Source organism: Bacillus sp. 95MFCvi2.1 (assembly GCF_000374965.1).
Taxonomy (GTDB): domain Bacteria; phylum Bacillota; class Bacilli; order Bacillales; family Bacillaceae_G; genus Bacillus_A; species Bacillus_A pseudomycoides.
The window spans coordinates 18,984-37,553 of the sequence record NZ_KB895695.1; the positions used below are offsets into that span (position 1 = coordinate 18,984).

19 protein-coding genes and 1 pseudogene are annotated in these 18,570 nt (G+C 35.3%); 12 read left to right on the top strand and 8 right to left on the bottom strand.

The annotated features are described in order from the left end of the window. Positions 1-6: 6 nt before the first annotated feature. The 4 genes from C568_RS0110295 to C568_RS0110310 form a co-directional block, all read right to left on the bottom strand. A complete protein-coding gene (locus C568_RS0110295) occupies positions 7-2,241 on the bottom strand; it encodes a DUF4129 domain-containing transglutaminase family protein (RefSeq protein ID WP_018781442.1) in 2,235 nt (744 codons plus the stop codon). Next, positions 2,238-3,452, bottom strand: a complete 1,215-nt coding sequence (locus C568_RS0110300; protein ID WP_018781443.1) for a DUF58 domain-containing protein — start codon at positions 3,450-3,452, stop codon at positions 2,238-2,240. Before C568_RS0110300 ends, C568_RS0110295 begins: the two co-directional genes overlap by 4 nt. Continuing rightward, positions 3,452-4,414 (bottom strand): AAA family ATPase, encoded by a 963-nt coding sequence (locus C568_RS0110305; RefSeq protein WP_018781444.1) that lies wholly within the window; start codon positions 4,412-4,414, stop codon positions 3,452-3,454. The genes C568_RS0110300 and C568_RS0110305 overlap by 1 nt, the downstream gene beginning before the upstream one ends. Positions 4,415-4,919: 505 nt before the next feature. Then, entirely contained in the window at positions 4,920-5,099 is a 180-nt protein-coding gene (locus C568_RS0110310; protein WP_018781445.1) for a small acid-soluble spore protein H, read from the bottom strand. Positions 5,100-5,442: 343 nt separating this feature from the next. Between C568_RS0110310 and C568_RS0110315 the strand changes: the two genes are divergently transcribed. Next, entirely contained in the window at positions 5,443-6,291 is an 849-nt protein-coding gene (locus C568_RS0110315) for a DUF2935 domain-containing protein (RefSeq protein ID WP_003199253.1), read from the top strand. A gap of 213 nt (positions 6,292-6,504) precedes the next feature. On the opposite strand, the pseudogene C568_RS34180 reads toward C568_RS0110315, so the two are convergent. Further along, positions 6,505-6,606: pseudogene (locus tag C568_RS34180) on the bottom strand (tyrosine-type recombinase/integrase); the annotation flags it as partial. Positions 6,607-6,832: 226 nt separating this feature from the next. On the opposite strand from C568_RS34180, the gene C568_RS0110320 reads away from it, so the two are divergent. The 5 genes from C568_RS0110320 (at position 6,833) to C568_RS0110340 (ending at position 10,918) form a co-directional block, all read left to right on the top strand. Next, positions 6,833-7,744, top strand: a complete 912-nt coding sequence (locus C568_RS0110320) for a DUF2935 domain-containing protein (protein WP_018781446.1) — start codon at positions 6,833-6,835, stop codon at positions 7,742-7,744. 234 nt (positions 7,745-7,978) lie between these two features. Further along, positions 7,979-9,031, top strand: a complete 1,053-nt coding sequence (locus C568_RS0110325; protein WP_018781447.1) for a pyruvate kinase — start codon at positions 7,979-7,981, stop codon at positions 9,029-9,031. A gap of 222 nt (positions 9,032-9,253) precedes the next feature. Beyond that, positions 9,254-9,565, top strand: coding sequence for a PadR family transcriptional regulator (locus C568_RS0110330; protein WP_018781448.1), 312 nt, complete (start codon positions 9,254-9,256; stop codon positions 9,563-9,565). A 4-nt stretch (positions 9,566-9,569) separates the two neighbouring features. Then, complete coding sequence (locus tag C568_RS0110335; protein ID WP_003208004.1) at positions 9,570-10,112, top strand: DUF1700 domain-containing protein; 543 nt, start codon at positions 9,570-9,572, stop codon at positions 10,110-10,112. A 5-nt stretch (positions 10,113-10,117) separates the two neighbouring features. Then, on the top strand, positions 10,118-10,918 hold the full coding sequence (locus tag C568_RS0110340; protein ID WP_018781449.1) for a DUF4097 family beta strand repeat-containing protein: 801 nt from the start codon (positions 10,118-10,120) through the stop codon (positions 10,916-10,918). Positions 10,919-10,947: 29 nt separating this feature from the next. Here C568_RS0110340 and lexA read toward each other — a convergent pair whose 3' ends face one another. Then, a complete protein-coding gene (gene lexA / locus C568_RS0110345; protein WP_003199232.1) occupies positions 10,948-11,568 on the bottom strand; it encodes a transcriptional repressor LexA in 621 nt (206 codons plus the stop codon). Between the two features lie 142 nt (positions 11,569-11,710). Here lexA and C568_RS0110350 point away from each other — a divergent pair, with 142 nt between their 5' ends. Beyond that, positions 11,711-12,367 carry a YneB family resolvase-like protein gene (locus tag C568_RS0110350; RefSeq protein ID WP_018781450.1) on the top strand — a complete coding sequence of 219 codons (657 nt, stop codon included), beginning with the start codon at positions 11,711-11,713 and terminating at the stop codon, positions 12,365-12,367. A 45-nt stretch (positions 12,368-12,412) separates the two neighbouring features. Continuing rightward, complete coding sequence (locus tag C568_RS0110355; protein WP_003199228.1) at positions 12,413-12,652, top strand: DUF896 domain-containing protein; 240 nt, start codon at positions 12,413-12,415, stop codon at positions 12,650-12,652. 42 nt (positions 12,653-12,694) lie between these two features. Here C568_RS0110355 and C568_RS0110360 read toward each other — a convergent pair whose 3' ends face one another. Further along, on the bottom strand, positions 12,695-14,278 hold the full coding sequence (locus C568_RS0110360) for a bifunctional metallophosphatase/5'-nucleotidase (RefSeq protein ID WP_018781451.1): 1,584 nt from the start codon (positions 14,276-14,278) through the stop codon (positions 12,695-12,697). A 158-nt stretch (positions 14,279-14,436) separates the two neighbouring features. Here C568_RS0110360 and C568_RS0110365 point away from each other — a divergent pair, with 158 nt between their 5' ends. Next, positions 14,437-14,919, top strand: coding sequence for a hypothetical protein (locus C568_RS0110365; protein ID WP_006095601.1), 483 nt, complete (start codon positions 14,437-14,439; stop codon positions 14,917-14,919). A 36-nt stretch (positions 14,920-14,955) separates the two neighbouring features. Here the strand turns inward: C568_RS0110365 and C568_RS0110370 are convergent, their stop codons facing one another. Continuing rightward, complete coding sequence (locus C568_RS0110370) at positions 14,956-15,255, bottom strand: hypothetical protein (protein WP_018781452.1); 300 nt, start codon at positions 15,253-15,255, stop codon at positions 14,956-14,958. A gap of 360 nt (positions 15,256-15,615) precedes the next feature. Here C568_RS0110370 and tkt point away from each other — a divergent pair, with 360 nt between their 5' ends. From tkt to C568_RS0110385, 3 genes are all read left to right on the top strand, one after another. Next, entirely contained in the window at positions 15,616-17,616 is a 2,001-nt protein-coding gene (tkt, locus tag C568_RS0110375) for a transketolase (RefSeq protein ID WP_018781453.1), read from the top strand. A 156-nt stretch (positions 17,617-17,772) separates the two neighbouring features. After that, on the top strand, positions 17,773-18,213 hold the full coding sequence (sirA, locus tag C568_RS0110380) for a sporulation inhibitor of replication protein SirA (protein WP_003199216.1): 441 nt from the start codon (positions 17,773-17,775) through the stop codon (positions 18,211-18,213). Between the two features lie 78 nt (positions 18,214-18,291). Continuing rightward, positions 18,292-18,513 carry a YneF family protein gene (locus C568_RS0110385; RefSeq protein WP_003199214.1) on the top strand — a complete coding sequence of 74 codons (222 nt, stop codon included), beginning with the start codon at positions 18,292-18,294 and terminating at the stop codon, positions 18,511-18,513. Positions 18,514-18,570 lie beyond the last annotated feature (57 nt).

The following is an 18,570-nucleotide window of genomic DNA, read 5'->3' on the forward strand; positions in this document are numbered from 1 at the left end:
ACTCAATTAAATGAACGTATCAAATTCATTCGACTTGGGTGGAGAGGTTGCTTTTTTCATGAGTTTTTCCCATAATTGTATGGACTTGCTCCATTCCGATGTAGCAGGATGGTTTTGATAAATAACATTTTCATAACTAAGAGTGAGTTTTTGCATATCAGTCGAATTGTAAAGGTTATCTACATGGATTGCATATTCTCTCAATGTTTGGCTTTCGTTGCGTGAGATGCCGGTTCTTTCCAGTTGTTTTAAAAGTGCATCATAAGCTTTTGCATAAACATCATCTCCTTTTCGGTATTTATAGGAGAGAATGATAAAAAATGCGAACCACTTTATTCTAGTAGTAAAGAGGGCATAGCCAGTTATGCTAATTGATATGATACAAAGGAACAAGTATCCCCATGAAAATCCTTTTTTGGAATCCATAATCTTTCCGTTAGAGAGGACTTCGGTATCTTCTATTAAATTTTTTTGTTTTGTTTCTGCATTTCGCTGTGGAGTTTGTTCGTTGCTAGGTATCGTAGTTTCGCTATTTGGTGAAGTGGCAGTTGGAGCAGAAGCGTCATGTGTAAAGTTATATGGATTGCTGAAACCCTTTGTTGGTTCGAACGGGACCCATCCGTATCCTGGAAAATATACTTCAACCCAAGAGTGTGCATTGTTATTATCGATTGTGTAAATATTCTCATAATCTGAATTCGTTACTTTGTTTTCAAGAGTGCCCCCGGTATAGCCCTTTACCCAGCGTGCCGGAATCCCAATAGAGCGAAGTAAAACAATCATAGACGTGGAAAAATTATTGCAGTATCCACTTTTTGTATCAAATATAAATTGATCTGCATAATCTTGATCCTTTCCAGGAACCTTAACATGTTCTGTTTCATATACAAAAGAATTATTTGCGAAGTAGCTTTCAACAGCTAATACTTGATCGTATCGATTGTTTTTATCTTTTGTAAGATTTATCGCTAAGTCTTTTACCCTCTTTGGTAATGAGTCGGGTAATTGAGTATATTTTTCTATGAAATAAGAGCTTGCCTCTAGACCCTCAGCCGCTTTTACAGCTTTTAAGTTTTCGATAGAAAAATGAGGAGTCTTATAAGTCACCTTATATTTATTTAAGGTAGTAGAAGAGCCTTCTTTCATCATATCGATTTTTTCCGAAAAGGGATCTGCACGGAATGATACATCTGAAGCAGCTTCAACCGATACTAATCCCGCGGGATAAATAAGGTGAGGTGAGTCTTTTTGCATGGTGATAATTGCTTCGGCAGTTTCCGTTTTTGTATTCCGTTCATACCAACTCAATACGTTGTTTTTATTCTTAAAAGAAATTTTTTTCGGGTTATCAGAAATTTCCCAACCCTTTCCGGTATAAAAGTCTTTTGTTTCAACTCTCCAATATTGACTATTTTGCATTTGCGCTGTGAAAACAACTGTGTTGTCCCATTTAAAAGGACCGCCTAATTGAGAGTCATCCATACCGTAACCAACTTTGTTGATTGTTGTCTCTTTATTTGCTGAAGGTGTATCGAATCTGAAGAAAGTATCAATATTGGATAATTGAGGACCGGGTTTGGGAGCGAAATATCCAATAGTTATCGTAAATATAATAGATACCGCAATTGGGATGAGCAATTGCGGTGTGGATTTGGTATGCTTTTGTAAGTTCTCGAACGTTTTTATACGTTCAATCTGGAGAAGGCTGAGCATGAAAAGACCCGTTATAATTGTACGAATAATCGCCTTGTTCATGTCATATAAGCCGAATATATCAAAAATTGTAATATAAATAACGGTTAACGTAAGAAATAAGAGTCCGCGTTTTTGGTGAATCAGCCAATAAAGGGTGAGGAAGCACGAAAACCAAAGAACTAAAAAAAATAAAAAGGTCTGAAAAGATTTGGAAAGATCCCACCAATTTGCTTGAAAGAGAAGGCGGATATTGTGAAAAAAATCAGATAAGAATTCTACCAACCAAGCAGGATGAATAAAAGGTCCCTTATAATCTACCGAATGAATCATAAATAAGATGACTACAATCTTTATCGAAATTTGGAATCGCGTTTGAAAAAAAGAGAGAATGAAGCAAATTCCTATAAATCCTGTAAAGAGGTTCAATCTCACCATGTCTGTAATTTCTATAAGTGGTCGCAACCATTCTAATAAAATGAGAAAACCAAATAAATGCATTAGGAAACTACTGATATCCCATTTATTATTTAAAGGTAATATGGTCATTTGTTCACCTCAAAAAATACATTTGTATAATGATTCTCATAAACTGCTTTCACGAATACTTTTTGTTTTCTTAGCGTTTCGAGTAGGCTTAGTTCCAATTTTGAGAATTGATGTACTTTTTCCTTGACGACAAATATCATTAGCTTACTGCTTTTCAGTGATATACTGTCAGCAACTTTTTGAATATCGGGAGAAAGATTACTTGTTACAAGTACGAATGTTACTGGTTGATAGATTTTCTTTAACTCTATTTCTACAGTTTGGGAGAGCGGAAACATATTGTCTGCTTGTACTTTTGCTAAATGGTGAAAAATTTGTTGTAATTGTGTCTCACCATGACGTAAAGGAAGAACGGTTTGTTCTTTTCCGGCGGATATAAATGATGCTTGTGAATCTTGTTTTAGGATAGACCTCACGAGAGAAGCTGTAAACGTAACAACCAATTCGAACAGGGGAGAGGGGGTTCTGTCCATGAAAATCACGGCATCATGACTTCGTTGTTGTTCAAACTCTTTCGTCATAATCTTGTTTTTTCGAGCAGTTGCCTTCCAATCGATCCATGAAAAACGGTCACCAGGTTTATAGTCTCTGACGCCAGATGAGACTGTTGCATCTCTTGCTACATTCACATTTGAGGAGAGTGTTCCTTGTTCGAAATCGTTTTCTAATTGTCTATAAGTTATGTCTACATATTGGGGATAAACTAAAAATCTATCGGGAACTGAAAAGATTGTCTCTTTTTCGATAATCCCGAATACATCACCAGTTTTTACACGCACACTCGAAAAGGTGTGTTCTCCTCTTGGGATTGCGTCGATTACATATTGATATGAAATATTTCGCTTGAATCCTGAAAATAATAACACTTTTGCATTTTTTGATTGTTTGCGAGTTTTGAATTCCAGGGGTAGCACTTCTTCTACAATTAAATAAAGCAAGGGGAAGGGGATTTTTCGTTTTATTGTAATAGTGCATAAGAACTGCTGTCCTGCTGTGAACTCCTTTTGATTTGTTATGCGCTTCACCTCGGCGTTCCACAAGGCACAAAAGGGTAACAATAATGAGTAAAGACCGAAGGGAATAAAAGTGTAAAATAGAAACCAGCTTACAAATTCTCCTTGTAACATGGTGTATACAAATGTTAAAGCGATGAATAAAGCAAGCAATGATAACTTCCCGGCGTGACGACCATTTCGTAGTAGCTGTTTCATTAGGAGTTTTTCGCCTTTTGAGCCGGAACTGGAGTCCGGGCGATAATTTTTATGATAACGCTTTCTGGTGTTATCCCTTCAAATTTCGTCTCTATTTTTAAAATGAGTCTATGGGCTAAAACATATGGAGCTAAACATTTAACATCATCTGGAATGACAAAATCCCTGCCATTTATGAGCGCATAAGCTTGTGCAGCCTTCATCAAAGCAATGGAGCCACGGGGGCTAGCCCCTAGCTGTACGGAATTATAAGATCGGGTTTGATTAACGATTTTTACGATGTAGTGTTTGATGGCCTTGTCCGTATAGATTGCCCGTACGTTTTGTTGTAAGTGTAGTAATTCTTCTATTGTAATAACGGCTTGTAAATGAGAGATAGGCTTTGTCTTTTCTGTCCGATTTAAAATTTCAAATTCTTCTTCTGGTGTGGGATAGCCCATTTTTAGTTTTAGTAAGAAACGGTCGAGCTGAGCCTCTGGTAAAGGATACGTTCCTTCATACTCAATTGGATTTTGTGTAGCAATTACAAAAAATGGTTTTGGTAAAGGTCTTGTTATACCATCTACTGTTAAATTGCCTTCCTCCATACTTTCAAGCAAGGCTGACTGTGTTTTCGGTGATGTACGGTTAATTTCATCAGCAAGCACGATATTTCCTATAATAGGTCCTGCCATAAATTCAAATTGATATTCTTTCGGATTATAAATAGAAACACCTGTTACATCTGATGGCAGTAAATCAGGAGTGAATTGAATCCGTTTGAAATCTGCATCTATGGATTTTGCAAGGGCCTGTACCATCATAGTTTTCCCGACACCTGGAACATCTTCTAATAGTACATGGCCTTCGGTTAAGAGAGCCGCTAAGGTAAGAATGATTTCCTTTCGCTTTCCGACAATCACTTTTTCAATATTATTGATTATCTTTTCTACAATTGGGTGCAAAGAATCGAGTTGCGTCATCGTACTCCTCCCAATTTCATTTTTTATAGTTGATTCAATTTATTGTGAAAATTATGTTTCGTGTAAAATGAAATTTGCTTTTTGATTTTTGTTGCAAGAAAAAACCAATCTACGGGGAAACTGAAGGGGATTTGCTTGAAATGGTTGGTGTTGTTGAGGAAATCACCCCTTTTTGTCACTTTATATAATTTCTATGTCATTTAAGGAAATCCTACTCTACGTTTTTAAATTATTTTGTTTTGACTCTAGTCCTATGCGCATGGAATTTGTTTCCAGTGTAAAAATATTTCACTAGAAACATAGATTAACAATATTCTAGTAACTATGGGATTTAACAACTAATTGACAAGTTCAATAAAATTACACTTATCCCAACGTATTATTCAGAAGTATTTTAGATTTTGAGGTTGAATATTTCATTTGTAAAATAGGGACAAGCAATTGTATGAGCTGTCCCTAACAAACATCACTCTGAGTAGTGTTTGTATTAAAAATTATTGTTTGTTTAATGTTCTATTAAGTTGGATAAAGGAATTTCCTGCTCATTTTGAGGCTCATTAAGGGGGTAAATTCTAGCTGTTTCATTATTTTCATCTACATTTTGAATATAAATCGGAACTCCATTATAGGTTACATTAGCCATAACCGGTGAAGATGTAATCTCTTGTGCTCGTTGTTTGTTCATGATAATGACCTCCTTTTGACTTATAACAGTAATAATATGTACTTTAAACTACTTAATTATTCTTAATACTCAATAGTACGCAAATAGGTATTAATTCTGATTTTAAGCATATAAGTTTATAAAGTTTATCTTGATGGACAAGGAGTGAGCTTTTTTTGGCCACCGATAATGATAGGTTATGTTAATTTCCACATGTATACGAGATTTATCATTATTTATGTTGTGATGAATAGAAAAAATAATCTTATTTTTATAGTCATAATGAACTTTTATTGATGGTATTTTTATCTATATTTATTCATAAGAATAGAACTAGCGTAGTATTTACTGGGGGGGATTGAGAATGAATAGGGATGAAACCTCATTACATCCTGATACGGGTGTTACGTCTGTAATGTTTGTTGAACGATCATTAAATGAAATCCGTTTTTGGTCTAGAATCATGAAAGAGCATTCTCTATTTCTTCGATTGGGGTTTAGATGTGAGGATACTCAATTAATCCAAGAGGCTAATCAATTTTACCGATTGTTTGAACACATCGAACAAATTGCATATTCTTATACAAATCAAACAGATCCTGAGCAAATAAAGAGATTTAATTCAGAAGTACAACAAGCTGCAACTAATATTTTTGGATTTAAACGAAAAATTCTAGGATTAATTCTCACATGTAAATTGCCAGGACAAAATAATTTTCCACTGTTAGTTGACCATACAAGTAGGGAAGCTGATTATTTTAGAAAACGCTTAATTGAATTAAATGAAGGTAGATTGGATGCTCTTCCTGATGCTATTATTAAAGAAAATGTTTTCTTTTTAAGGATTATGGCAGACCATGCTAAATTTATTGGTCATCTTCTTGATCCATCGGAAAGAAAGCTTGTAGATATAGCCCGGAATTTTAGCAATGATTTTGATGAATTGATGTATCAAGCAATTGACTTAGAATCTATGAAACCACAATCTCAAACAGTTCCTCTTTTAGATCAATTTTTGGATCAAAATCGTGTGTCAGTCACATCTCTTCGGGATTTTAAGAAAACGGCACGTGATTTAATTGAGCAATGTAAAATAAAGAGTATCATTCATCCACTATTAGCAGACCATGTTTTCCGTGAAGCTGATAGATTTCTTGAAATAATTGATATGTTTGATGCTCATCTTACAAGCGTTAAATCACAATCTAGATAGTAGGATGTGGGTAAAAACACCATTTTTTCCATGAGTTAAGAAGCTAACAATAAATTGTTAGCTTCTTTTTCTTGTGATTTATCTTCTTGATAATTAAGAATTAGGAAGGTGAATTATATAGTTAATGAATGAGGGCTTAATACAAATTAGTGGAGTTTAATTATCAAAACTAAAAGGGACTCGTAGGTAAGAGTCCCTTTTAGTTTTATATTGCTAGATTTGAAATGTATCAAGTATATTATCTTTCCCTTCTTTATTGATTCCGATATGTTTAAGTGTGATTTATGGTGTACTATGATTGAGTATTCCTTGCAACTGACCTCTTTATTTACAGTATTTTGAATGTATACTTTTGTTATGTATTTTGGGATATCGGGGGGCGGCATAAAGTTAATGTTTAAGGGGAAATGAATGTAAACTAATAATAAAAAGTTTACATTCAAATCACCGAAAAAGAGTCCTATTAATTTAGGACTCTTTTTCGGTTTGATGTAATTCTGAATTCTTAAGTTGATGGGCGTGGGGCGCTAGGGGGGATTTAATGAATAATGGACAACAACAATCTATTCCTGGTCACTTTGTCATGGATACACAGCGGGCTATGCTGCTTCCACCGGAATTGAAAGCTACGCCTTCTGAATCATTAACTGAACAATTATTTATTGAACGCTCTTTAACTGAAAATCGATTTTGGTTACGGATTATGAAGGAATATGCACTTTTTCTTGGTGAAGGATTTAATCGGAAAGATAAAAACCTAATTCAGCAAGTAGATCAGTTTTTTCAGCTTTTTGATCGACATTTACAAAAAGCATTCTCTATTCCTCGAATTGTTCAAGCGGTCAGGCAATTAAATGAAGAAAGTATTCAGCTAGTTTATGCGTTTCGTAATTATAAAAGAAATCTTTTAATTTTAATTATTAATTGTAAGGTAAGTGGCTTTAATTTTCCTTTATTAGTAGATCATGTTGCACGAGAAGTGGAATATTTTATAAGAACGCTTCAGAAATTTAATGAAGGAAAAATGGATCCAATTCAAGATGCGATAATTAGTGAAAATGTGTTTTGGCTAAAAATTATGATGGAGCACTCTCGTTTTATTGCCTCTTTGCTTGATCAATCAGAGCGAAATTTAGTTCATACTGCTTTAAAATTCGGTGATGATTTTGAAGTTCTCCTTAATCAAGCTAGGGATGTTGAATCGATGTTATATCAGAAGGAACCAACATATCCGATAATCGGAAAGCTAAATAAAGATAGTGAAAATGCCACAGTTGAATTGAGAAATTTCAAAAAGGCGGGATTGGAACTTATTCAAACATGCCAAATTCGAAATATAATTAATCCATTACTAGCTGATCATGTTACAAGAGAAGCTGAGCATTTCTTATTTATGATTCATGTGTTGGAAGAAAGGTTGAAACAAAAACAAATGCAGCAATCGATGGAATGAGTGCTTTGTTATCATGATGGATACATACTAGAGTGTTCATTTGTTAAAAAAATCCATTTGGTGGCTCACTTTTTTATCATGCAACAACTCAGTTCATTTTCATCGTGAAAAGGTCGGTAATTCTTGTACTAAGGAATTATTGGCCTTTTCTACTCTTACATTACAAACCATGTATGAGAAATATTATTTTTTCTTTCTATATGGGAATTATAGATAAAAAAGGATGGTGAAAATATGACAATTGATCGAATTTGTACAATTGGACCGGCGAGTAATAATAAGGATACTTTGTCGCAGTTAATAAGAAATGGTATGAATATTATCCGCCTTAATTTATCGCATGGTTCCCATGAAAGCCATAAGGAAATAATTCAATTAGTAAAATCTTTAGATGATTCCATCAAAATTTTAGGGGATTTACAAGGACCCAAGATAAGATTGGGAGTTATTGAAGAAAATGGAGTTACTCTTCAAGCAGGAGATACTTTTACTTTATACATTCATTCTATTTCTGGAAACAAAGAAGAAGCAAGTGTTGATTATCCAGGGATTATTAATGACGTGAAAGTTGGAAGTAGAATTCTTATTAATGATGGACAAGTTGAGTTAACGGTTGAAAAGATAAGCGAGGATAAAATAGAAACAAAAGTAAAGGTAGGTGGCGATATAGCTTCTCATAAGGGGGTGAATTTACCAGGTACAATCGTTAGCTTACCAGCTATTACAGAGAAGGATAAAAAAGATATTCAGTTTCTTTTAAGTGAGAACGTTGATTTTATTGCTTGCTCATTTGTTAGAAAACCTTCTCATATACAGGAAATCCGGAACTTTATCCGCCTAAAAAATGAAACTTCACCAAATCTAATTGCTAAGGTGGAAACGATGGAGGCCATCGAGAATTTTCAGGAGATATGTAAAGAAGTGGAGGGTATTATGATTGCCAGGGGCGATTTAGGCGTAGAATTACCGTACCAATTTATTCCGCTTTTACAAAAAATGATGATTCATGAGTGTAATCGCACAAATACGTATGTGATTACGGCAACGCAAATGCTTCAATCCATGGTGGATTATTCTATTCCTACAAGAGCTGAGGTGACTGATGTATTTCAAGCTGTATTGGATGGAACGAATGCTGTTATGCTTTCTGCTGAAAGTGCATCAGGTGATCATCCGATTGAAAGTATTAAAACATTGCGTCTAGTTTCTGAGTTTGCTGAGCATGTAAAAAAAGATGCCCCCTTTGTTATGAAAGATGTGCTGGAATTATTACATAAATCCATTTAGTGTATAGAATTGTATGATATTATTTATCACGATTTCTCCATGTTTAGGTAAGGGGAATCGTGATTTTTTAATTTGTTTGGTATAAAGAAAAGAGAGGTGGAAAACGGTATTTTATTAAATAGACAACAAACGGTACCTTGCAATAAACAATAGTGGATGGTATATTATGGGTAACGTAAGTACCTTGCATTGAGTGGTACTGATTGGAAAGGGGGATTATCTTTGAACGTCCAGTTTAAAAAAGGTGTGCTAGAACTTTGTGTACTGGCACTTGTCAAACGAAAAGATTGCTACGGTTATGAGCTCGTTCAGCAAATCTCCAATAAATTTTTAATATCGGAAGGGTCTGTATATCCGTTATTACGTCGATTAACAAAAGAGGGCTATTTTCAAACATATTTAAAAGAATCAACAGAAGGGCCACCGCGTAAATATTATCAATTAACAAATCAAGGTGAAGAACAACTCCATTTACTTGTAAGGGATTGGCGTGATTTTGCTAGAGGGGTACAAGAAATTATTGAAGAGGTGTAATGAGATGAACAAAGAACAGTTTCTTCGAGATCTATCAGGACATCTTAGAAAGTTATCAGAAGAAGAAAGACAGGATATTTTATACGATTATGAGGAGCATTTTCAGTTTGGATTAGAGGAAGGGAAGACAGAGGTAGAAATTATAAAAGGACTCGGTTCGCCAAAAGCAATTGCGAAAGAGATGTTAGCGTTATATCGTTTTGATGAGATGAAAAAGGATCCATCTGCTTCAAATATAACAAGAGCTGTAATGGCGGCAATTGGTCTTAGTTTATTAAATTTTATTCTTGTATTAGGTCCTTTAGTCGCAATTATAAGTTTTATATTTGCACTTTGGGTTGGTGGAGTTGCTAGCGTTGTGGCACCACTATTTGTAGTAATTAAAATCCTAACTGGTACTTTTTTGTGGCTTGAGGTATTCGTTTCTATTACGTTTGTTGGTGTTGGATTATTGTTATGTATAGGTGCTTACTACTGTACAAAATGGTTTAAAAAATTTTGTGTGCGCTATGTCAATTGGAATCTCAAAATGATTAGAGGGGAATAGATGAGATGAAAAAGATATTATTAATAGCTGTCGCTTGTATCATTATTGGTGTTATTGGTATATCGCAAACATATTCAAAAACAGTAGATGCGGCGGAAAAGGGAGAAACTGAAAGAGTTATAAAAAATGAAGCAATTAAAAATCTAGAAATTGATTTGGATGCTGAGGATGTTACAGTTCAAAAAGGGAATGATTCTTCTTTTTATATAAAACAATCAGGAAATACTACGAAGCAAAAAATAAGTATTGATGAAAAAGGAGATATATTAAAAGTTCAAGGTAAGATAAAAAAAGGAATTTCATTAGATTTTTCATTTTTATCATTTGGGTTTAAATCGTCGGGGGTAACAATTGTTGTTCCAGAACGTGCTTATCAAGACATAAAAGTAAGTTCTTCTGCTGCTGAGATAACAGTAAATGATGTGAAGAGTGAACGCATAGAAGCAGCAACGCTTGGTGGAGATGTAGAAATAGAGCGGGTGACAGCGAAGAAAGTAGAAGGATCTTCAAAAGCGGGCGGAATTAAAATGAAAAAAGTAAGTGGAAAAGTTGTTGCGAAAACAACAAGTGGAGATGTGGACGTTATTGATCATGACTCTAAATATGATGTGGAAGCAAGCTCGACTGCAGGAGATGTTGATATTCGTCTACTTGAAAAGCCTCAAGATGCGACTGTAAGTGGGAAAACATTTGCTGGTGAAGTTAAGGTTTTCAAGGAGGAAGAAAGAAATGTAGTAGTAGGGAATGGGAGCGTAAAAATTAGCGGACAAACATCTGCAGGAGACGTGACAATTGAAGCGAATTAAAAAATAGACCAGTTTAACTGGTCTATTTTTTAATGTAAATCGCGATATACCCCGATTACTTTTCCAATAACAGAGACTTTATCTAAAATGATTGGCTCTAAAGAAGAGTTTTCGGGTTGTAAGCGGAAATGATCTTTTTCTTTGTAAAAACGTTTTACAGTTGCTTCATTATCTTCTGTTAAAGCAACAACGATTTCTCCATTGTATGCAGAATGTTGTTGGCGAACAACAACTAAGTCTCCATCCAGAATACCAGCTTCGATCATACTATCTCCAGAGATTCGTAGCATAAACACCTGGTCTGCTCCAGCAACAACGCTTGCAGGAAGTGGGAAGTGTTCTTCTACACTTTCAACTGCTGTAATTGGTAAACCAGCTGTAACTTTTCCGACAATTGGGACTTGAACAACTGATTGTGTGTCTGTTTCGATTCTTACTTCTCCTAAAATTTCAATAGCTCTTGGTTTTGTTGGATCACGTCGAATATAACCTTTTTCTTCTAGACGTGATAAATGTCCGTGCACCGTAGAACTAGAAGCAAGGCCAACCGCTTGACCGATTTCGCGTACGGAAGGTGGATAACCTTTTTCTTGTACTTTTAGTTTAATGAAGTCGAGAATGTCTTGCTGGCGTTTTGTTAACTTTTCCATGTTTTTTTACACCTCGTTTTCTTTCAATTTTCTTACTTATAAGTATAACATGCAAAAAAACATTCTACAAACATAAGTTCGAACAAAAGGACGATTTGTGATACACTAAAGGAAAAATTGAAATGAGGAAGAAGGTTTTAAAATGAATGCAATCATTTATGCCCGTGTAAGCACAACGAAAGAAGCGCAGGAAACTTCATTATCACGCCAAAGAGATGAATTATTGCATTTAGCTGAGCGGTATCAAATGAATGTTATAAAGGTGATTGAGGAGAAGGCAAGCGGCTATACGATTGAACGAGACGGTATATTAGAAGTGTTAGATATGATTCGAGATGAACAGGTCGATGTGCTTCTCATTCAAGATGAAACGCGGCTTGGAAGAGGGAATGCAAAAATTGCTTTAATGCACTGTTTACATAAAGAAAGAATAAAAGTATATACACATACGCATAATGGTGAATTACAGCTTTCTGATTCGGATTCTATGGTACTAGATATTATTGGTATAGTTGAAGAGTATCAGAGAAAGATTCATAATTTGAAGATTAAACGTGGAATGCAGAGAGCGGTAGAAAGAGGGTTTCGTCCAGAAAAAAACTTAAAAAACCGACATTTAAGTACAGGACGTGAAAAGAAAGAAGTGCCGATTGAAGAAATTGTACGTCTGCGTCGCAATGAATTAACATTTGAGGAAATTGCAGCAACGCTTCGTGGTTTTGGACACGATGTATCTAAAGCAACAGTACATCGCAGATACGTGGAATACACGAAGCAATTGCTTGATAAACAAGACTAACTATTGTATGATAATAATCAGTTTTAAGTAGAAAGGGGATTCGAGATGCTAAGTCACGAACTCATTGAACGCATTAACTTCTTAGCGAAAAAAGCGAAAGCTGAAGGATTAACTGAAGAAGAACAACGTGAGCGCCAATCGCTCCGTGAACAATATTTAAAAGGATTTCGTCAAAATATGTTAAACGAATTAAAAGGCATTAAAGTCGTTAACGAAGAAGGTAAAGATATTACACCGACGAAATTAAAAGCATTGAAAAAACAAGATAATACAAAGTTAAATTAAGAGGTGGGCGCAGCCCATCTTTTTTGATTTTAATAGAATGGTTTATTTGGTAACTTTCCAATTATGATTGGTAGTCGCTTCAATTGTCCCCCGCTCCAATATGTAATTTGCGATAAGTTCAGACATATCAATTGGTATGTCTTTTATGATGGGTTTATTTTGGTACATAAAATAATTTCCGCCACCACTTGCACGATAATTATTCATAACTACGTCATATTCTTGATCAAAGTGAATGGGAGATCCGTCATATTGTAAGGAAACTACTCGTTCACCAACTGGTTTTGAAATGTTTAATATGTATGAAACTCCTTCCCACATATCGTAATTGTAATGCTGTGGTTTTGGCGTAGTGTAAGCGGGGTTTACAATAATATCTCCTTCGTTATTTAATGTGAAATATTCAGCGGATAATTCAAGAGCATCTTTAATATCTTTTCCTGTAATACGTATGACCTTTAATGTGTTTGGATAAATATAATTTGATACAATATCTCTCATTGTAATTTGATTTGGAAAGCCAGAAGATTCATTATGAAATAGGCTTGTACAAGAAATATGGACTCCAGCTACCTCCATTTGTACTTTGTTTATAAATTCAATAAAAGGATTGTCTTGTAAACGTGTTTGCATCGCAGTGTGAATTTGCATGTCACCGATAATGGTGCCGATTGGTTGATCTAGCCATTGTTGCGTTTGATTTTCGTAGTCAGATACAAGTGAAAGTGCTTTTTCGTCTGTTTGAACGTCTTTGACAGATAACAGTTCCGATTGACACTTTTTAATTATCATTCGATCTTTATTTTGTTCTAACTCTACTCGAACTTTTCCTAATGAATGGCCATTAGATCCGGGTTGTACAACGGTTACACCATTTACTTTCGTATTTGCAATAGAGCGATGTTGGTGACCTGTTAGTAATATATCAATACCATCTATTTCTTGGCACATCGCATATCCTTGATTCTCACCGGTTAAAATTTCTGTTGGTTCTCCAGATTGTAAATCCCTTTCAAAGCCACCATGATATGCTACGACTAATAAGTCAGGTTGCTCTTGGTTATGAATGAGAGAAACCCATTTTTTTGTTGTTTCTAGTGCATCTTCAAATAGTAAATCTTTAATATGAGGTGGCTGCTCCCAATTTGGGATGTAATGTGTTGTAACTCCCAAGATAGCGACTTTTATATTAGGATGTATATGTTTAATAATATAGGGTGTCCCAAAGTAAGGATCTTTTGTATGTTTATTTAAAATATTTGCAGATAGATAAGGCATATTCGCGTTTAATATAGCTTTGTTTAATACATCCATTCCATAGTTGAATTCGTGATTTCCGATAACGGCCGCATCATATCCAATGTAATTCGCGATAAGTGACATTGGGTTCTTTTTATGCTGTATATATTTAGCGTAGTAATAGGTGAATGGAGTTCCTTGTATAAAATCGCCGTTATCGATCACAATTACATGTTCATGTTGGTTACGCTCTTGGGTGATACGTGTTGCAAGTTTGGCTAATCCTATTTCTGCTGGCTCGTTATTTCGATAATGAATTGGATAAATCGTACCGTGTATATCGCTTGTTAGTAGAATGTTTATATGAACGATGTTGTTCTTATTCAAGCTTATCAACCTTCTTTTTTTGTTATCTTATGATAAATCATAACAAATAATCTAGGTTTATTTTTTGTCAAATGTTTAGAAAATATAAAAATATATAATGAAGAAAATGAAAATGTTTTTGGAGTATCGTATGATGACAGGAGAAGGAGGAGAATACTATGGCTTTGCAACATGAATTTGTATTTGTTTCAAATGAAAAAGGAGAGCTAAGTTCTGAAGATTTCTCTTGGCATGACAGGGAGTTTTTTTATAAAGATGGAACGGTTGTTGAAGAATGCGTGATATTCAGTGATGAAATTGTTTTGTATGTGTCAGATTTTTTACAGTGGATTCCAACATATAATCCTTTTAAGAAAGAGAAAGGGTTTGGTATCCATTATTATGGTATTACAAAAATCGAGAAAGAGGGAGCAGAAATAGCGATCAACCTATTTCGCTCATTAGTCAATCTCTTTTCATTGGGACCTGAAAAAATAGAACTCACAGGCTCATTTCAATGGACGGTAGAGTGTGATACGGATGGAGAGTATGAACACCTTAGTTTTAATCGAGATATTCTTTGTACAGAGTTAGAGTCTTTAATTAGACTACTCTATAAAGTGGAAGCGGGAGAAGGACACCTTTTGCATTTTGGGATTTAATTTTTTATCGAGCGTAGTGCTCAGACATAACAAATGTTAATTTTTTCTAAATAAAGCTGAAATAAAAGAAATAGCAATTGCTATGAATAAAGAAATACTGGCGATAAGTAACAAGAGGATTGCAATGAGACTATATAAATAACCTAATCCTTCACTCGTTATCATTATACCTCGATCAAAATATAGTATGCTGAACGTGCCAATGGAGAGAATAAGCATGACAACACCTGGGAGGTATTTATAAGGTGACTTTAATTTTACTGAAAGGTAAATAGAACTAATTGTAATAAGGGAAAAAACAATTAAAAAGGTGTAGGAAACCACTTGTTCACTCATCATTTCTCCTCCCGCAGTTTTTATTTGATATATACGACGAAAATTAATATATATTCATTTCTATTATATATGTTGTGAATAAATGGTAAATAGAGGAGTGGTATGGAGGGGGGAGAATATTTGCTAAAGATTTTTATGAGCCACGTATGAAAATACAGATAATTCCCTTTATTATCAATAAATGAATAATGAAAAAGTATAGCAGATTGAAACCCTATACATTGTGAAATTTAGTATGTTTTTTGAACAAATTCGAAAAAACATCAACATATTTGTCGATACATGTTGTATAATCTTGCGTGGGAAGCTATCATATAAATGTGTAAAACGTTTACTAATATAAGCGAAGGGAAGAATAGCATGTCACATTCAATCGAACAACTTTCTATCAACACGATTCGCACATTATCCATTGATGCGATTGAAAAAGCAAACTCTGGTCACCCAGGAATGCCAATGGGTGCAGCACCAATGGCTTATACATTATGGACGAAATTTATGAAACATAATCCAAATAACCCAACGTGGTTTAACCGCGATCGTTTCGTATTATCTGCAGGCCATGGTTCAATGTTATTATACAGCCTACTTCATCTATCTGGTTACGATGTAACAATGGATGATTTAAAGAATTTCCGTCAATGGGGAAGCAAAACTCCAGGACATCCTGAGTATGGTCACACAGCAGGCGTAGATGCAACAACTGGTCCGCTTGGACAAGGTATTTCGACAGCTGTTGGTATGGCAATGGCTGAGAGACATTTAGCAGCGAAGTATAACCGTGATGCATACAATGTAGTTGACCATTATACATACGCAATTTGCGGTGATGGCGATTTAATGGAAGGCGTTTCTGCTGAAGCATCTTCATTAGCTGCTCACTTAGGATTAGGTCGACTTGTTGTATTATACGATTCTAATGATATTTCATTAGATGGTGATTTAAATCGTTCATTCTCTGAAAGTGTAGAAGATCGTTATAAAGCATATGGTTGGCAAGTAATCCGTGTTGAGGATGGAAACGATGTTGCAGCAATTGCGAAAGCAATTGAGGAAGCGAAAGCTGACGAAAAACGCCCAACGCTAATCGAAGTAAGAACAACAATCGGTTTCGGTTCTCCAAACAAATCAGGAAAATCAGCTTCACATGGTTCTCCACTAGGTGTAGACGAAACAAAATTAACAAAAGAAGCGTATGCTTGGACAGCTGAACAAGACTTCCATGTATCAGAAGAAGTATATGATAACTTCCGTAAAACGGTACAAGATGTTGGCGAAACAGCTCAAGCTGAGTGGAACACAATGCTTGGTGAATACGCACAAGCATATCCAGAATTAGCAAATGAATTACAAACAGCGATGAAGGGTCTTCTTCCAGAAGGTTGGGATCAAAACTTACCAACTTATGAATTAGGATCAAAAACAGCAACTCGTTCTTCTTCAGGTACTGTAATTAACGCGATTGCAGAAGCGGTACCATCATTCTTTGGTGGATCTGCAGACCTTGCTGGTTCTAACAAAACATACATGAATAACGAAAAAGACTTTACAAGAGCTGACTACAGCGGTAAAAATATTTGGTACGGTGTACGTGAGTTCGCGATGGGTGCAGCAATGAACGGTATCGCACTTCATGGCGGCTTAAAAACTTACGGTGGTACGTTCTTCGTATTCTCTGATTACTTACGTCCAGCAATCCGTCTTGCAGCATTAATGCAATTGCCTGTAACATATGTGTTTACACATGACAGTATCGCTGTTGGTGAAGATGGTCCAACACATGAACCGGTCGAGCAGTTAGCGGCGCTTCGTGCAATGCCAAATGTATCTGTTATTCGTCCTGCTGACGGTAACGAGTCTGTTGCAGCTTGGAAATTAGCTTTAGAATCTACAAATAAACCAACTGCATTAATCTTAACTCGTCAAGATCTTCCAACATTAGAAGGCGCAAAAGACGATACGTATGAAAAGGTTGCAAAAGGTGCGTATGTAATTTCTGCAAGCAAAAAAGAAACTGCTGATGTAATCTTACTTGCAAGTGGTTCTGAAGTAAGCTTAGCGATTGAAGCGCAAAAAGCATTAGCAGAAGATGGTGTTGATGCAGCTGTTGTCAGCATGCCATCTATGGATCGCTTTGAAGCGCAATCTGCTGAATATAAAGAATCTGTATTACCAAAAGCAGTAACAAAACGTTTCGCAATTGAAATGGGTGCGACTTTCGGATGGCACCGTTACGTTGGTCTTGAAGGAGATGTACTAGGTATCGATACATTCGGTGCTTCTGCTCCTGGTGAAAAGATCATGGAAGAGTATGGATTCACTGTAGAAAATGTTGTTCGTAAAGTAAAAGAAATGCTTTAATGGTTTGTGAAAAATCTCTCCGGCATGGAGAGATTTTTCTATGTAAATGAGTTTATTCGACAGAAAAAGTTTTTTCTTTCTCCGTAGTCAGACAATCATTGCATATTTTCTTCTATATAATGAAGAGAAAAGGTTGTCCAGAGCGGGAGGGAAAGTATGAAAACGTATGAATTGTATTTAATTCAAGAAGATGTTGCGAAGGCATACTTTGGTCGGGAGTATTTGTTTTTCGATTTATTTGCTCGATTTTCAGAATCTGATTCCCTTTCGGAAAAGAAAGTGTTATATAAGCAGATGATGTATATTACGACACCATTACAAGTAATGAGAATTCACCATAAATTAGAACAGGTTTTACGTAGTTTTGGGAAGTATAATAGAACACATCATACGCACATGCTTTATACTGGGGCAGAATACGGCGAAATAACGGTGAAATCACAATATATTCAAATGAGTACATCCGGAAATGTGTCGATGGAAACGACTTTCTTTGAGGTTCTTAGGAAATGCGAATTGACATTTTTAGCAATGGATTATGAAAATAAAAAGTATGGTTGGTTAAATCCTCTGAAACAAGCACGAACATATGTGTAAAAAATGTCGAATACAATCTTGTCTTATTGAAAAGGTTTTAGTACACTGTAAGGTAGACAACATGAAGGAGGAAAATATATGTCAATTTGGGTAGTTGTTCTAGTGGGCGTATTAGCACTAGTAGCAGGCGTGGCGTTAGGATTTTTCATCGCTCGCAAATATATGATGAATTACTTACAAAAAAATCCACCAATCAATGAACAAATGTTAAAAATGATGATGATGCAAATGGGACAAAAACCATCCCAAAAGAAAATCAATCAAATGATGAGCGCAATGAACAAACAACAAATGAAATAAGCGCTAAAGGGGGCACTCGATAAGAGTGTCCTTTTCTTTTGGAAAACTTTAGTGTTT

Coding starts and splice junctions, on each gene's coding strand:
- sirA (WP_003199216.1), top strand. CDS start 17,773: ATGAAAACGTATGAATTGTATTTAATTCAAGAAGATGTTGCGAAGGCA.
- C568_RS0110295 (WP_018781442.1), bottom strand. CDS start 2,241: ATGACCATATTACCTTTAAATAATAAATGGGATATCAGTAGTTTCCTA.
- C568_RS0110350 (WP_018781450.1), top strand. CDS start 11,711: ATGAATGCAATCATTTATGCCCGTGTAAGCACAACGAAAGAAGCGCAG.
- C568_RS0110310 (WP_018781445.1), bottom strand. CDS start 5,099: ATGAACAAACAACGAGCACAAGAGATTACATCTTCACCGGTTATGGCT.
- C568_RS0110365 (WP_006095601.1), top strand. CDS start 14,437: ATGGCTTTGCAACATGAATTTGTATTTGTTTCAAATGAAAAAGGAGAG.
- C568_RS0110300 (WP_018781443.1), bottom strand. CDS start 3,452: ATGAAACAGCTACTACGAAATGGTCGTCACGCCGGGAAGTTATCATTG.
- C568_RS0110355 (WP_003199228.1), top strand. CDS start 12,413: ATGCTAAGTCACGAACTCATTGAACGCATTAACTTCTTAGCGAAAAAA.
- C568_RS0110335 (WP_003208004.1), top strand. CDS start 9,570: ATGAACAAAGAACAGTTTCTTCGAGATCTATCAGGACATCTTAGAAAG.
- C568_RS0110315 (WP_003199253.1), top strand. CDS start 5,443: ATGAATAGGGATGAAACCTCATTACATCCTGATACGGGTGTTACGTCT.
- C568_RS0110385 (WP_003199214.1), top strand. CDS start 18,292: ATGTCAATTTGGGTAGTTGTTCTAGTGGGCGTATTAGCACTAGTAGCA.
- C568_RS0110320 (WP_018781446.1), top strand. CDS start 6,833: ATGAATAATGGACAACAACAATCTATTCCTGGTCACTTTGTCATGGAT.
- C568_RS0110340 (WP_018781449.1), top strand. CDS start 10,118: ATGAAAAAGATATTATTAATAGCTGTCGCTTGTATCATTATTGGTGTT.
- lexA (WP_003199232.1), bottom strand. CDS start 11,568: ATGGAAAAGTTAACAAAACGCCAGCAAGACATTCTCGACTTCATTAAA.
- C568_RS0110370 (WP_018781452.1), bottom strand. CDS start 15,255: ATGAGTGAACAAGTGGTTTCCTACACCTTTTTAATTGTTTTTTCCCTT.
- C568_RS0110325 (WP_018781447.1), top strand. CDS start 7,979: ATGACAATTGATCGAATTTGTACAATTGGACCGGCGAGTAATAATAAG.
- C568_RS0110305 (WP_018781444.1), bottom strand. CDS start 4,414: ATGACGCAACTCGATTCTTTGCACCCAATTGTAGAAAAGATAATCAAT.
- tkt (WP_018781453.1), top strand. CDS start 15,616: ATGTCACATTCAATCGAACAACTTTCTATCAACACGATTCGCACATTA.